This is a genomic window from uncultured Paraglaciecola sp. (assembly GCF_913020055.1).
Classification (GTDB): Bacteria; Pseudomonadota; Gammaproteobacteria; order Enterobacterales; family Alteromonadaceae; genus Paraglaciecola.
This window is the reverse complement of the sequence record NZ_CAJWCF010000027.1, coordinates 13,680-27,993: the sequence shown is the minus strand read 5'-3', so window position 1 is coordinate 27,993 and position 14,314 is coordinate 13,680. Positions and strand designations below refer to the sequence as shown.

Here is a 14,314-nt window from a genome sequence, read left to right as displayed (position 1 = left end):
GGGGATAAGGGAGAAATAAAAATTCCCTTATCCCCTTTTTTATTGAATTACCTATAACTAAAGTGACTACTAATTACAAATATTTAGCGTGAAATCTCAGATGTTCCTCAATAAAGCTAGCGATAAAAAAGTAGCTGTGATCATAACCCGAGTGATAACGAAATTCGGCTTTATAACCTATCTCTAAAGCCACATCTTCTAATGGTTTAGTGAGTTTCTGAGTATGATAAAAATTATCATCTAAGCCTTGGTCCACTAACATGGGTATATGCAAAAACTGTCCTTGTTGACGCATTAAGGCGCAGCTATCGTAAGCCTCCCAGTCTTTCTTATTTTCACCTAAATAGTTATTAAAGGCTTTTTGGCCCCACTGGCAATCTGATGGATTAACAATAGGTGCAAAGGCTGAGACTGAGCAATATTGTTTCATATTGGACAGAGCAATGATTAAAGCACCATGCCCACCCATTGAATGCCCAGCTATTGCCGACTTTTCTTTTACCTTAAACTCTTTTTTAATCAGCGCGGGTAACTCTTCAACAATGTAGTCATACATTTGATAATGTTCATGCCAAGGCTCTTGAGTGGCATTGAGGTAAAACCCCGCACCTAAACCTAAGTCGTAAGCAGCATCAGAGGCGTCGGGTATGTGGTCGCCTCTGGGGCTTGTATCGGGCATTATCAGCATGATACCCAGTTCAGCCGCGATCCTTTGTGCGCCAGACTTTGCAGCAAAGTTTTCGTCTGTACAAGTAAGCCCACTAAGCCAATACATTGCAGGTAGCTTTTCGTTTGGATCAGTAATTGGCGGAATAAATACACTAAACTGCATCTCACATTTTAGTACATTTGATTTATGGCTATAACGTTTTTGCCAGCCACCAAAACACTTATTCGCACTGAGCTCTGCTAGTCCAGTTGTTTCTGCAGCTACCCCAGTCATTAGAAGTGCACCACTGTACGAATAGACTTGCCCTCATGCATCAAATCAAAGGCAGAGTTAATGTCTTCTAATGGCATAGTGTGAGTAATAAAGGTGTCTAATTCGAACTCTCCATCCATATAACGCTGTACATAATCGGGTAATTGGCTACGGCCTTTTACTCCACCAAAAGCTGTACCGCGCCAGACTCTGCCTGTTACTAGTTGGAATGGGCGAGTGGATATCTCTTGTCCAGCGCCTGCCACACCAATAATAATAGATTCGCCCCAACCTTTATGACAACACTCTAGTGCTGAGCGCATAACGTTGACGTTACCGATACATTCGAAGGAATAATCTACACCTCCCTCAGTCATATCGACTATGACTTCTTGAATGGGTTTGTCGAAATCTTTCGGGTTGACTACATCTGTCGCACCTAATTGTTTAGCGATATCGAATTTGTCTTCATTGATATCGATAGCAATAATTCTGCCTGCTTTGGCCATTTTTGCACCTATCAATACAGACAGACCAATTCCTCCTAAACCAAATACCGCAACAGTGTCGCCCGGTTGTACTTTGGCAGCATTGGTCACAGCACCCATACCCGTTGTTACCCCACAACCTAACAAACACACTTTTTCTAGTGGTGCTTCTTTAGGGATTTTGGCTAAGGCAATTTCTGGAATGACAGTATGTTCGGCGAAAGTAGAGGTGCCCATATAATGATAAATGGGTTGTCCCTTAATAGAGAAACGGCTAGTGCCATCAGGCATTACGCCCTTACCTTGGGTATTACGTATTGCCTGACACAAATTGGTTTTACCAGATAGGCAAAACTTACATTTTCCACATTCAGGCGTGTACAAAGGAATCACATGGTCGCCTACTTCTACTAAGGTAACACCTTCACCAACGGCTTCAACAATGCCCGCACCCTCATGGCCCAAAATAGCTGGAAATAAACCTTCTGGGTCTTCACCAGATAAGGTGAATGCATCAGTATGACAAACACCGGTAGCAACTATTCTGACTAACACTTCACCTTTTTGTGGTGGCGCTAAATCAACTTCTTCAATTTTTAGTGGTTCACCTGCAGCCCAAGCAACAGCTGCGCGAGTTTTAATACTTTTCATTATTTGTCCTTACTTCATTTGTCATAAAGCTAAAATTTTGGCTTGTTGTTCTAAAAGCAATATCCAAGCAAACGGATGCTATCGGCCTTCCAAAGCACATCACTGATTTCATACCCTTTAGCGCATAATTTCTCTTTAGATAATCTTATCTTTAAAGCTGCTGCAGCCTGGTCTTCTAAGTCAAGTTTGGTTTGATTGTTGGCCTGTATTGCTAATCTGTTTGGTTTCTCTTGTAAAAATCCTTGTTTCTCTCTTGGGCGTTCAATTTCTGTTCGTCCATCACGTAATAAAGATTCCTGAGAGGTGTTTTGCCACGATATGCCATAGACAAATTCAGTGATACCTTTGTCGGTTACTCGAGAGTCAAACTTTTCATCTGTCATGATAGGTGGAGTGTTACTAGCACAGGCACTCACCAACAAACTAATGCAAAAAAACTTAGAAAAAGCGTGGTTGAACAAAAGATACTCCAGATTAATGGTAATTAGGGCAGACCTTGCTTAATACTAAACAGGGTCAAAGAGGATCGCAATTTGTCATCTGCGATTATTGAAAAAATCAGTCAATCATTTAACTTTTGCCTAGTTTAAGTACAATTCTGGATATTTATACAACCGTATAAAGATATCCGGCCACTCACTCTTGCAGCATAGTATGAATGTAGTATTGTATTATTCATAGTGAGTAACATGGAATTTTAACGTGTCAAAAAAGCAGATTGGTGTACTAGTACTTAGTTGGATTCTTAGTTTGCAAACCTTAGCTGCAGATAATCTTTATACTGTATTTTCAGTAGGTTATTCAGATGTTGAGTTTGACCAAGATAGCAACAAAGGTTTGGGATATAAGATGGCCTTTGGTTATCAAATTGATCCCCAGTGGTACGTTGAAGCGGGTTACCAACAATTGATCCATGACAAATTGTACTCGACCGAATTGCCCTCAGCTGTAGATGTCGCCAATGCAGAAGTCGCACAGCAAGGCGATGCGCTGTTTTTGTCGTTCTTGGGTAAAGCATCGAGTCCAACAGGCGAGTTGTTTTATCGGTTGGGTGTGCTCAAAACAGATGTTAGAGGCCAACAACTTTTAGCCGGTGTAAGGGAGTGTGAGTTTGGTCAAGCCAACGTTTTAGCTATTACTGATTTTGGTAGTGCTACTATGTGTGATTATGATGAAAGTGGCGTAGCAGGGGTTTTTGGTATTGGTTTTGACTACTTTGTTGGTGCCCGAACTATGCTGCGAGCTGAGATAGAATATATAAAAGGGCAAGATAATTTAACGGTTACGACTGCTAATATAGGGTTGCGTTACAATTTTTGAGCCAGTCGCCAGACGATATGAACTAAAAGCGTAAAGAATTTAACCACAAAAAGCAGCGAAGTTTCAGATGTGATAGAAGTACACACCTTGTCATTTCCTGCTTTTCATTAACGATAGGGTCACTATTAAGTGATGTTGTTTTAGATCCGCTATTCAAGACGATAAAAACTCATACTGCCCTTCTGATGATTCTAAAACTAAATTTAAAGTCTACTACCTAGCCTGTAACTCATATTTGTGAAGTTTTCCTCATTTTAAAAGCTTGGGACTACCTCTTCTGTCCCAGAATAAAATCTTTAAGGATGTTCAAGATTGACACAGTCATTGGCTGCTTATATCAAACAGGCTTCGGTACTTTGAATTAAGGACGGCTAAATCAATATACAAATTTGATTGAATTATCACAGTATCTGCGTAATTTATTGGTAAATAATAAGAAAAATCAAATATCCGTGAATTAAAACAACTATGAATTGGAATGATAAAAATGAATGACAAAAATATCCATGCCTTGAATTCAGCTGCTCCACAACTGACAACTGCAATTGATCGCAGGCGCTTTATAAAACTCAGTAGCGCCATTGTTGGGGCAAGTTTGTTGCCCGGCTCACTGGCTTTTGCCGCCGCTTCACCAAGCTCAATTGGTTTACAGCTATACACTTTGCGCGACATGATGGCAGTCAGTGTTCCGGCGACCTTAAAACTGGTCTCGGCTGTAGGCTATAAAGAGGTGGAAACCGCAGGGTATTTTGACCATTCACCTAGAGAATTTCGTAAAATGTTAGACGGTGAAGGGCTAAAGGCACCTTCGGCACACATTAGATTGGATTTATTTGAGAACAGCCTGAATGAAGTCATCGACACCGCCAAAGAAATTGGTCATGACTATGTCGTTGTTCCATACCTAACAGTTGAGCAACGTGGCACTGGCATTGATGTGTATAAAAAGCTGGCCGACAAATGTAATCTGTATGGTGAAGCGTGTAAAAAAGCGGGATTAAAATTGGCTTATCATAATCATGATTTTGAATTTGAAATGCGTGATGGCTTATTACCTTATGATGTATTACTACAAAACGTTGACGCCGATTTAATGGCCATGGAAATGGACCTGTATTGGATGGCGAAGGCAAAGCAAGATCCTTTAGCCTATTTCAAACGTCATCCTGGTCGCTTTAAATTGTGGCATGTTAAAGACATGGATAAACAAGGTGCATTTGCCGATGTGGGTACTGGCGTTATCGACTTTGCCACTATTTTTGCTCACGCCGAACAAGCGGGTGTTGAGCACAAAGTTGTTGAACGAGACAGAACCGACAATATAGTTAAAACGTTGCAGCAAGGCTATAAAGCCGTTTCAGCCCTATCAAATTCTTAATGCTCTAAAATGACACCCATTGCGATTCTAGCTAATTTGTAATGGGTGTTTTTGAATTGGCATATTCCCCAGTTTTGCAGGGAGATCAGATATACCGAGTAACCAGTTTTGGTAAAACCACCAGAATTAAACCTACCAACACCAGAACAAAGGAATCATTAATAAAATACGGAAAGAGGATAAGTGTTACACCAGTGTAACGAATGACTAAACTTGCTCGTTTTTTGCCATACATAAAATAACCCATACTTATTGAGCTAAAGACTATGGTCCATAAAAGTAACGCTGTATTCATAGTGAGTTTGTAACCTCCAGCCTACTTTTTTTGCTGCATTCGATCTTTTAGATCGGCAAATGGATTGTAAGTACTGGTTTTGATTTCAGTATCTTGTGTACTGCCGTAGCGTACGAAGTTTTCAAACTTAGAATGCTCTTCATCATGACAATACAAACATAACAATTCCCAATTACTGCCATCGCTGGGATTATTGCCATGATTATGATCGACGTGGTGTACCGTTAACTCCGAGAGGTTTCTGTGGGTAAATTCACGGCGACATCGGCCACAGATCCAAGGGTATATCTTAAGTGCTTGTTCACGGTAACCCGATGCACGTTTGGCTATGTACTCTTGCTGCTGAGCGAACACTTGATCATAACTGTCTGCCCCCGTTTTTTGCTTAGACATGTATTTTTCACTTAAGATAACTGAACATCTATTAATACCACTCATACTAACAGCAAATTTGAGAACTCGAGAATGTTGATTTTCTAGCGTATCCTAGCGGAGATTTCATTCATGGTTGTTCATTATCATTAAAGTAAAAAATATTCCGGCAACAGAAGTGACATGTGCAAACTGTCAGGCATGTTGTTGTAGTTTAGAAGTGATGGTCATTTCAGAAACAGGGGTGCCTAGTCAGCATATCTCTGTTGATGAACATGGCAGTGAAACCATGTTGCGCTTGGATGATGGCTGGTGTTCAGCTTTAGATAGGGATACGTTAATGTGTTCCATCTATGAAAATCGCCCATGGATTTGTCGAGAGTTTGAAATGGGCTCTTACGAATGTATCAATGAACGATTAGAAAAATTGTAGCTTTTAGTTCAATTCAAACTGTACCAATGTTTAGCATTACTGAAGATGATGTTTTCAAAACATTGGGCACTAATATCAGGTAATTCTGCGTAAGTATTCCATAACTCTGTGTATGACATTGAGAACAAACACAAAGGGAAGTTACTGGCCAACATCACTCTTGTCTCACCTAATAATGTTAAGCAATCTTGTATCACAGTAGAGACATGCTGCGGTTGCCATGTGCGGCTCGACATTTCCCAGCCTGATAGTTTTATGGCTATGTTTTCACACTTCGCTATTTTGGCTAGATTCAGTTTCCACTGTTTTCGTGCATTAACATTGTTTTCTTCTGGTGCCCATCCAGCGTGATTAATAATGATCCCCATGGTTTTATGTTGACTGGCCAAAGCAACTAATAATTCCACCGCTCGACTGTCAACTAATGACATTTGTGCATCAAAGCTGAGTTCCAATTCTGCCAATAATGAAAAAGTGCGGTGTATCAATGGCGAACTAAGGATTGATTCAGCCTGATCATCGAGAAGGTGCCGAATGCCTGTCACTGATTGACGTTGTTTCAGCAGGTGTATATGTTCGGCAAAAGTGGCGGCGGTGATATCGGCAAAGGCCACACTTTTAAAGGGTAGGGTACAGTGTTGTTCTAACCAATCTATTTCTCGCCAGGGTTGCTGATTATCAAAGCCTGCTTCAATATGCACAAAGGCAGCCAGTTGATTGGGCGGATTCAGCATGACATCTGCTTCGATAAAGTCTTTATTGATCAGATGTTTGTCTGGCCAAAATGGTGGACTTTGCGGTTTTAACCAAAAGTAATCGCCTTTCTGCATATTGAATATGTGCAAATGGGGATCGATAATTTTATTCAGGATTTTAGTCATGATATTTGGCCGCTACTGGGTAGTGTACCCACCGTCGATCATTTGCAAACTGCCAGTAATAAATTTGGCATCATCAGAGGCTAAAAAATAGGCCAAAGCAGCGACTTCGATGGCTTTCCCTAAGCGTCCAATAGGTTGCAGAGCGGCTTCTTCAGCATGTACTTGGTCTAGATCTGCACCGGATTTGGCGACATAACTATTAATCGCTTTGTGGTATAGCGGTGTTTCGATGGTGCCAGGGCAAATTGCATTGGCTCTTATTTGGTATTTGGCATAATCCAATGCAGTGGTTTTAGCCATAGAAGCCAGCGCTGCTTTACTCATGTTATAAGCAAATGAGTTATGTTTGGCTATGACAGCTTGGTCAGAAGCCATATACAAAATCACCCCATTTTGTTGAGTTTTCATTTGGCCTAACACGGCTTTAGTCGCTGCAATGGCACCTTTTACATTTAACGCAAATACCCGTTCAAAGTCTTCTTCAGATGTGTCTTCTATGGTTGCTGAAAAGTGTATGCCTGCGTTTGAAACTAGGCAGTCTACTGAACCATATTGTTTTATAGTTTGTTGAATGGCTTGATTGACTTCAGATGCCACTGACATGTCACATTTTAGCCAGTTAATAGCTTCTGCTTGTGCCGGATTAGCTTTTATATCGAGGTTTATGACGGTGTAACCATGGGCATTAAACTTTTCGCAGACAGCATCACCTATGCCATAGCTGCCACCAGTGACAATACAAACTGGTTTACCTAATTCAAGGGGAGTTATTGGTTTTGGCATGTGAACTTATTTTTATTTAAATTATCCTACAAGGGTAATGCAACATGGGTTGTTGACCAAGTATAAATACGCATTTTGTGCAATACACTTGTACAGGCCTATTGTAGAATAGCGCGCAATTATTTTGTAATACTAGAGCTGTTGATTCTTCATAGGTCGGCTTATTTTAAAAGCGAGAAGTTTTGTCTCTTAATATCTCTTTTTCAAGAACATATTTTTTACTATCCCTATTGGTTTTTGTTTTGTTTGAAGTGCACGGAGCAGAAGTCGAGATTAAAGGCGTTGAAAATGATCTTGTGTTAAAAAATGTTCGAGCGCATATCGATAACCTAGATATGCCCACCGCAAGTTATCAATTTCGGCAATATCAAGAAAACTTGCAGTTAAAAGTGCAAGCGGCCACTCAGGTATTTGGTTATTACCAAGCAACGATAGAGATTACCCCTCCTAATCTTGGTTCCAGTAATCTAGCCAAAAATGAAAATTGGCGTTTACTGATTAAATTGGGCCCCATCACTCTAATCAGAGAATTAAAAATTCAGATTGAAGGACAGGGCGCACAAGACAAAGATCTGCAAGGGCCACTTAACGCCTATAAGCTTAAACAAGGTAAACCACTCGAACATTCGGCATACGAAAATGTTAAATATGAACTACAAAGTATCGCTTTATCAAAGGGCTATTTTGATTTTGAATTTGACGAAAGCAGCATAAAAGTATTTGAGTCGCTAAATGTCGCTGATATCACTATTCAGATTAATAGTGGTGTACGTTACAAATTTGGCGAGTTGCGTTTTGGTAAGGATGATCGTTCGCAAAAATTAGTTAAGAGTTTAACGCCTTTTAAAACGGGGGATTTATATCAAGCCGGTCAACTAGGATTACTCAATCAAAGGCTTAAACAAACTCAATACTTTCGTCATGTCATCGTTCGACCCTTAGTTGTAGATGCGCAAGATACTGCTGTGCCAATTGAGATTATTTTGACTCATAAACCAAGAGATAATTTTGATGTGGGATTAGGCTATTCGTCTAATGTTGGTCCACGTTTCACTGGGAAATGGAAACGGCCTTGGGTCAATGAAAGTGGTCATTCTATTGGAGGTGAAGTGTATGTTTCATCGCCGGAGCAATATGTGTCGGTAGATTATAAAGTACCTCTAGAAGACGCCATCCAAAATTATTTGAGTTATCAGGCGGGATTCCAAGCAGAAAATGAAAATGATACCAGAAGTCAAAAATGGTCTGTATCCGCGACTCGGCATTGGACAGTTGAGAATTCAGATTGGCAGCGTTCGGCTTTCCTTAAGCTCGAGCAAGAAACCTTTACTCAAGGGTTAGAGCCAGAACAAACCACTCGTTTGCTGACTCCGGGTTTTACCCTAAGCCGATTACGCAGTAAAGGTGGCTTAGACATCAGTTGGGGCGACAAACAAAGCTTAACAACTGAATTTGCATCAGAGTCCCTGTTGTCAGATATCAATGTGTTTCGAGTAACAGCCTCATCGAAGTGGGTTAGAAGTTTCGATCAACATCGTTTTTTATTGCGGGCTGAATTGGGTGGCATAGTCACCAATGATTTTGACCAAGTTCCATCAAGTTTGCGCTTTTTTACAGGTGGAGACCAAAGTGTACGTGGCTTTAATTACAAAACGTTATCACCTTTCGAATTAGACTCTAATGGCGAACGCGAACTGACCGGTGGGCAATACCTAGCGGTTGCCAGTATTGAATACTCGTATCCCGTTGTCGAAAGTTGGCGTGCGGCTGTCTTTGTAGATGTTGGTAATGCCACTGAAGAGTTATTTAAAGATCCCGCTATCGGTGTTGGTTTTGGCGCAATCTGGAATTCTCCAATTGGACCGGTTCGCTTGTATTTAGCCAAAGGTAAGAGTGATTTTGGTAAAACACGATATTTCCATATTTCCATGGGGCCTTCTTTATGAGCTCCGAATCGGCTGTGCAAAACGCTAGCGAAAAACAGCCCAAAAAGCCTAGCTTAATCAGCAAACTTGTTTCTGGCATATTAAAGCTTGGGTTAGTGTTGGTGACTGTTTTATGCCTGTTGATTGGGCTAACACTCACACCTTGGGGCTCACAGGCCGTTATTGGCACTGCGAATAGTTTAGTTGATGAATTGACTATTGATTATGCCAGTGGCGGTATGGGGTCAGAGTTGCACCTTTCTTCGGTGAAGTGGCAGCAAGTTGGTAGCCAAGTCGATATTTATAACCTAAGTGTATCAATACAACTGTCTTGTGTTTGGAAGTTAACTGTTTGTATTGATTCATTAAGTACCGACAAAACGGTTGTGCAAATACAACCCAGTAATGCATCACCTAAAACAGAGCCTGCAGGCGCAGCGCTAACGTTACCTATTCCAGTTAGCATCAAAAATATCAGCTTAAATAAGGTATCTCTAAAAATTAAAGATACAGCAGATATTATGTGGCAAAAACTGACAGGGAAATTGGACTTTTATCAGCGCCTTCGTATTGAAAATATGCAATTACATGGGTTTGACCTCACCACCTATGCCATACAAAATTCATCGCTGCCCACTCAAGAGCCCTTTGATTGGACTAGCTGGCAATATCAGCCCGTTATCCCAACACCTATTGTGTTACCACTCCATTTTGATGTGTTGGCTTTTAATCTGTCTGAAGCTCGATTGCAGTTGGCTGGGCAAGAAGAAATAAAGCTTGCAAAAGTCAGCCTTAAAGCAAGCGGCAGCAAGAAAAAAGTACAATTAAATGAGTTGCTAGTTGAGCATCAACAAGGCCGATTAATAGCAAAAGGTAACGTGCAGTTAAATGGTCAGTTTGAACATGTATTTTCAGTTGACGCTAATGCTTTGCTGGAAGATAAAACACCATTAAAACTAACATTACGTTCATCAGGTAATATTAATTCTTTGACTACAAAAGTTGAATTAATTGACACGACTTTATCTACAGACCCCGTACCTTCTAATGCTAAACCTTTAAAACTCACAATGGACTTTACGGCACAACCCGCTAAGAGCACCTTGCCAGTCAAAATGAGACTAGATTGGAAGCAATTGCAGTGGCCTTTAGTTTCAGCAGATTTTAAATCTGAAACGGGTGTGATTGAAATAGGGGGCAATTTAAACGCATTGAAAATGTCAATTATGACAATGGTATCTGGTAAAGATGTACCAGATACCAAAATCAACCTTAGTGCCACTGGTGCATCAACTGCGCAAAATAAGCGTTTTGAGCTGAATGAGTTGTTGCTAGAAACCCTAGGCGGGCAAATTTTGAGTCAGGGTAAGTTAACCTTTTCTGAATTTATCGATTGGCAAGGTAGTTCTACTATTAAACATATTGATCCAAGTGTTTTTTGGCCTGAATTTACGGCAGATATTAATGGTGATATTTCGACTCAAGCCTATAATAGTCAAGGTATTTGGAAAGCAAATTTAACCAAATTAGACATAAATGGACAATGGCAAGGTTATCCTTTAAGTGCATCAGGCAGTGTTGATTTTCAGCAAAATGAGGGTTTACAGTTTCAGGCTTTGTCGCTAAAAAATGCTGAAAACGTCTTATTACTAGACGGCAGAGTATCAAGGGATCAGGCATTGGATATCAAATTTACTTTAGATGCCGCAGACCTATCTACCACACTTCCACAACTTGGCGGTTCACTTAATTTAGTTGGTGATTTGAGTGGTAGTGCTGAGAAACCAGAAATTAGTTATCAGCTATCAGGCAATGATTTATTGGCTTCAGAGGTGTTTGTTCAACAAGCTATAGGTAAGGGTAACCTAAAATGGAACGAGCAAAAGCCGGTCGAGTTGAATTTAGAGTTGAAGGGTATTCAAGGTATTAGTAACCAAGTTGATAGTGCGCAGATGGTGTTAAGTGGTGATGCGAATGACCACCAATTTGAATTAACCACCAGCGGACAAAGCACTAGCGTTAATGTGAGTATTCAAGGGCAGCTTAATCAAACGTCTTGGCAGGGTAATTGGTTATCTGGCGATATTGTATCGTCCTATGCCAATTTGAGCTTAGATGAACCTTTTAAGATTGAAGCGGATTGGCACAAACAGCAATACCTTATTGCTCCTCATTGCTGGAGCCACTCGGACAATGAACTTTGCATTAAACTGGCAGAGTTTAAGGACAATGCCCTGGCTTGGGATGTGTCACTTAAAGAATTTGATTTGCTGTCAGTTGTTCGACGTGTGATGCCGGGTATACCTAAAATTCAAACCAAGAGTCGTTTAAATTTGGATATGTCCGGTGACTGGAATATCGAAAGCATGCCTAATGCTATGTTAAGTGCCAGCCTGAGTTCTGGCGAGTGGACTTTTAGCGAGCAGAATAATCTTAAACTTGCATTAAACGAAACCTTGGTAGAAGCGCAGGTTAATCAAAACAGTGTTCTGGCTAAAATTCATTTGTCTGGTAACAAAATAGGTACTGTGAGTGCCAGTATTGAGGCGCAGTCTGGTGTCTATGCTGAGCCACTAAATAGACCCCTACAAGGTGAGTTACTTATTGAGCGTTTTGATTTAGCCGCTTTCAAAGCGCTAGTCCCTGAACTAGATGTGTTACAAGGCAATATTAATGGGCAAACACAAATAAACGGCACATTTGGTAGTCCTTTGTTAACCGGTGAATTGACCTTAACTAGCGGTGCGTTAAAAGACGAATCGCTGCCTGTGGCGTTAAGTGAAATTGAACAAAGTATTAGCTTAAAAGGGCAAAATGCTGATTTCAAAGGTAGTTATAAATTGGGTAAAGGCCTAGGTGAAATGTATGGCGACATTGCTTGGGAACCAACACTCAAAGGTAATTTGCATATATCTGGTGAAGAATTGGAGTTTGATTATCAGAGCATGATCAAGGCTAAAGTCAGCCCAAATATCAGTCTAATGTTCGAACCCGATAATTTAGAGATAAAGGGCGAGGTGACTATCCCTTATGCTCGTGTCAAAGTGCGTGAGTTACCCAAGGGGTCTATTTCTCCGTCAAAAGATGTGATTTTAGTTGAGAAACAAGCCGAGCAAGAAGCCTCTCAACAAAGGTTAGCTCTGAATGTTTTATTAAAAGTTGATCCCCTGAGTAATAACCAAGTGAAATTGGATGCCTTTGGTCTTACCACCGATTTGCAAGGCCAACTGAAATTGCAAAACAATAAGAGTGAAATATTTGGTGGCGGCGAAGTGCAATTGGTTAATGGCCGCTACAAGGCATACGGGCAAAACCTGATTATTCGTGAAGGTGATATATTATTTACTAGTTCTCTTGATCGGCCATTTTTGAATATCGAAGCTGTCAGAGATCCTGATTTAACTGCCGACGGTGTAGTTGCTGGCATAAAAGTACAGGGCGTTGCACAAAACCCCACTATCAGTGTGTTTTCTGAACCTACTATGGAACAACAACAAAGCTTATCTTATATCTTAACCGGAAGAGGTTTGGGCGGTTCCAGCGGCGATAGCCAAGATGTAATGTTAAGAAATGCTTTATTGGCGCTGGGCTTAGGCCAAAGTGAAAACCTGATCAGTAAAGTAGGCAATAAATTAGGCTTTGAAGATGTGAGTTTAGATACATCTGGGCAGGGCGAAGGTACCCAGTTATCCTTAACGGGCACTTTAGCTCCGGGGGTGCAATTACGTTATAGCGTGCCGGTGTTTGACTCGGTTGCAGAAGTGGCCATTAGATACGAGTTACTACCCAAACTATATTTAGAGGCTGTCAGTGGTGGTGCGAATGCCGCAATTGATATTTATTATCAATTTAGTATTGAAGGTAAGCAAAATAAGCAGGTAAAAGATGACTAGATTACATTCGCTTGGTGACAACAGGGCTCAAGCCTATGTTTGACTCTTTAACCTATGCCTTAGACGTAACATTGCCCATTAGCCTGATTATTGGTTTAGGAATTTTGTTAAAACGTATAAATTGGATAACCGACGAATTTGCTAAAACCGGCTCAGAATTGGTTTTTAATCTCACTTTACCCTGCTTGTTGTTTGTTAATATTGCTACCACCAATCTAACCGACCATTTCCCTACATTCTTACTTGTTTTTGCTGGCAGTGTCATGACGGGGGCCTTTATTATTTTTCATTTTCTAGCATATGGCATCACTAACAAATTGGCTAGAGGCGCCTTTGTGCAAGGGGCGTGCAGAGGTAATATGGCAATTGTAGGTTTGGCCTTGTCAGTCAATGCCTTTGGTGAGTCGGCCTTAGCGATTGCTTCTATGTATCTTGCTGTACTGGTGGTGCCGTTAAACATCTTCTCTATATTGACCTTGTATTATCACCAAGAAAAAACCCCAAGAGTTAAAGAAGTGGCGCGAAGTGTGTTAACAAATCCTTTGGCTATCGCCATTTCGTTGGCAATAGTGGTGGCCTTATTACCAATTCAAGTTCCGAAGTTAATCTTAGATACCGGTAATTATTTAGCAAAAATGACCCTGCCTTTAGCTCTGCTTTGTGTGGGCGCCACCATTCGTTGGCAAGAGTTTCGTTCTTCAAACATCTTGTATTGGGCAATTGGCAGTAAAATTGTGTTTATCCCAATGGTAGCGACTGCATTGGGTTTTTATTTGGGGCTTAGGGGCGAAGAGCTTGGCGTACTCTTTATGATGACTGCTGCACCTACAGCGGCTGCAGCCTATCCAATGGTTAGAAGTATTGGTGGCGATTACCATTTAACCGCCGCTATTATCGCTGGCAGCACGCTTATGTCGATTGTTAGCTCAACACTGGGCTTGTTTGTTTTGCGTGAAATGCAATGGGTATAAGG

General features: G+C 40.9%; 13 protein-coding genes. 6 read left to right on the top strand and 7 right to left on the bottom strand.

What is annotated here, in order from left to right; translation table 11 throughout:
• Positions 1-73: 73 nt before the first annotated feature.
• The 3 genes from fghA to QZ488_RS07860 are packed head-to-tail and all read right to left on the bottom strand — an operon-like array spanning position 74 to position 2,522.
• Positions 74-943: an S-formylglutathione hydrolase gene (fghA, locus tag QZ488_RS07870; protein ID WP_293747308.1), complete on the bottom strand. Its 870-nt coding sequence runs from the start codon at positions 941-943 to the stop codon at positions 74-76.
• A complete protein-coding gene (locus tag QZ488_RS07865) occupies positions 943-2,061 on the bottom strand; it encodes an S-(hydroxymethyl)glutathione dehydrogenase/class III alcohol dehydrogenase (RefSeq protein WP_293747306.1) in 1,119 nt (372 codons plus the stop codon). The genes fghA and QZ488_RS07865 overlap by 1 nt, the downstream gene beginning before the upstream one ends.
• A 50-nt stretch (positions 2,062-2,111) precedes the next feature.
• A complete protein-coding gene (locus QZ488_RS07860; protein WP_293747305.1) occupies positions 2,112-2,522 on the bottom strand; it encodes a hypothetical protein in 411 nt (136 codons plus the stop codon).
• A 241-nt stretch (positions 2,523-2,763) separates the two neighbouring features.
• On the opposite strand from QZ488_RS07860, the gene QZ488_RS07855 reads away from it, so the two are divergent.
• Positions 2,764-3,381, top strand: coding sequence for an outer membrane beta-barrel protein (locus QZ488_RS07855; RefSeq protein WP_293747303.1), 618 nt, complete (start codon positions 2,764-2,766; stop codon positions 3,379-3,381).
• 487 nt (positions 3,382-3,868) lie between these two features.
• On the top strand, positions 3,869-4,759 hold the full coding sequence (locus tag QZ488_RS07850) for a sugar phosphate isomerase/epimerase (RefSeq protein ID WP_293747301.1): 891 nt from the start codon (positions 3,869-3,871) through the stop codon (positions 4,757-4,759).
• An 85-nt stretch (positions 4,760-4,844) separates the two neighbouring features.
• On the opposite strand, the gene QZ488_RS07845 is transcribed toward QZ488_RS07850, so the two are convergent.
• Both QZ488_RS07845 and QZ488_RS07840 read right to left on the bottom strand, forming a co-directional pair.
• Positions 4,845-5,054 carry a hypothetical protein gene (locus QZ488_RS07845; RefSeq protein WP_293747299.1) on the bottom strand — a complete coding sequence of 70 codons (210 nt, stop codon included), beginning with the start codon at positions 5,052-5,054 and terminating at the stop codon, positions 4,845-4,847.
• Positions 5,055-5,075: 21 nt separating this feature from the next.
• On the bottom strand, positions 5,076-5,447 hold the full coding sequence (locus QZ488_RS07840; protein WP_293747298.1) for a YajD family HNH nuclease: 372 nt from the start codon (positions 5,445-5,447) through the stop codon (positions 5,076-5,078).
• Between the two features lie 121 nt (positions 5,448-5,568).
• Between QZ488_RS07840 and QZ488_RS07835 the strand changes: the two genes are divergently transcribed.
• Positions 5,569-5,859 (top strand): YkgJ family cysteine cluster protein, encoded by a 291-nt coding sequence (locus QZ488_RS07835; RefSeq protein ID WP_293747334.1) that lies wholly within the window; start codon positions 5,569-5,571, stop codon positions 5,857-5,859.
• 8 nt (positions 5,860-5,867) lie between these two features.
• Here the strand turns inward: QZ488_RS07835 and QZ488_RS07830 are convergent, their stop codons facing one another.
• Together QZ488_RS07830 and QZ488_RS07825 are read right to left on the bottom strand one after the other, a co-directional pair.
• Complete coding sequence (locus tag QZ488_RS07830) at positions 5,868-6,740, bottom strand: amidohydrolase family protein (RefSeq protein WP_293747297.1); 873 nt, start codon at positions 6,738-6,740, stop codon at positions 5,868-5,870.
• Positions 6,741-6,752: 12 nt separating this feature from the next.
• On the bottom strand, positions 6,753-7,523 hold the full coding sequence (locus tag QZ488_RS07825; RefSeq protein ID WP_293747296.1) for an SDR family oxidoreductase: 771 nt from the start codon (positions 7,521-7,523) through the stop codon (positions 6,753-6,755).
• Between the two features lie 251 nt (positions 7,524-7,774).
• On the opposite strand from QZ488_RS07825, the gene QZ488_RS07820 reads away from it, so the two are divergent.
• The 3 genes from QZ488_RS07820 to QZ488_RS07810 are packed head-to-tail and all read left to right on the top strand — an operon-like array spanning position 7,775 to position 14,312.
• Positions 7,775-9,469: an autotransporter assembly complex family protein gene (locus QZ488_RS07820; RefSeq protein ID WP_293747332.1), complete on the top strand. Its 1,695-nt coding sequence runs from the start codon at positions 7,775-7,777 to the stop codon at positions 9,467-9,469.
• Positions 9,466-13,341: a translocation/assembly module TamB domain-containing protein gene (locus tag QZ488_RS07815; protein WP_293747295.1), complete on the top strand. Its 3,876-nt coding sequence runs from the start codon at positions 9,466-9,468 to the stop codon at positions 13,339-13,341. The genes QZ488_RS07820 and QZ488_RS07815 overlap by 4 nt, the downstream gene beginning before the upstream one ends.
• Before the next feature lie 35 nt (positions 13,342-13,376).
• Entirely contained in the window at positions 13,377-14,312 is a 936-nt protein-coding gene (locus tag QZ488_RS07810; protein WP_293747294.1) for an AEC family transporter, read from the top strand.
• Positions 14,313-14,314 lie beyond the last annotated feature (2 nt).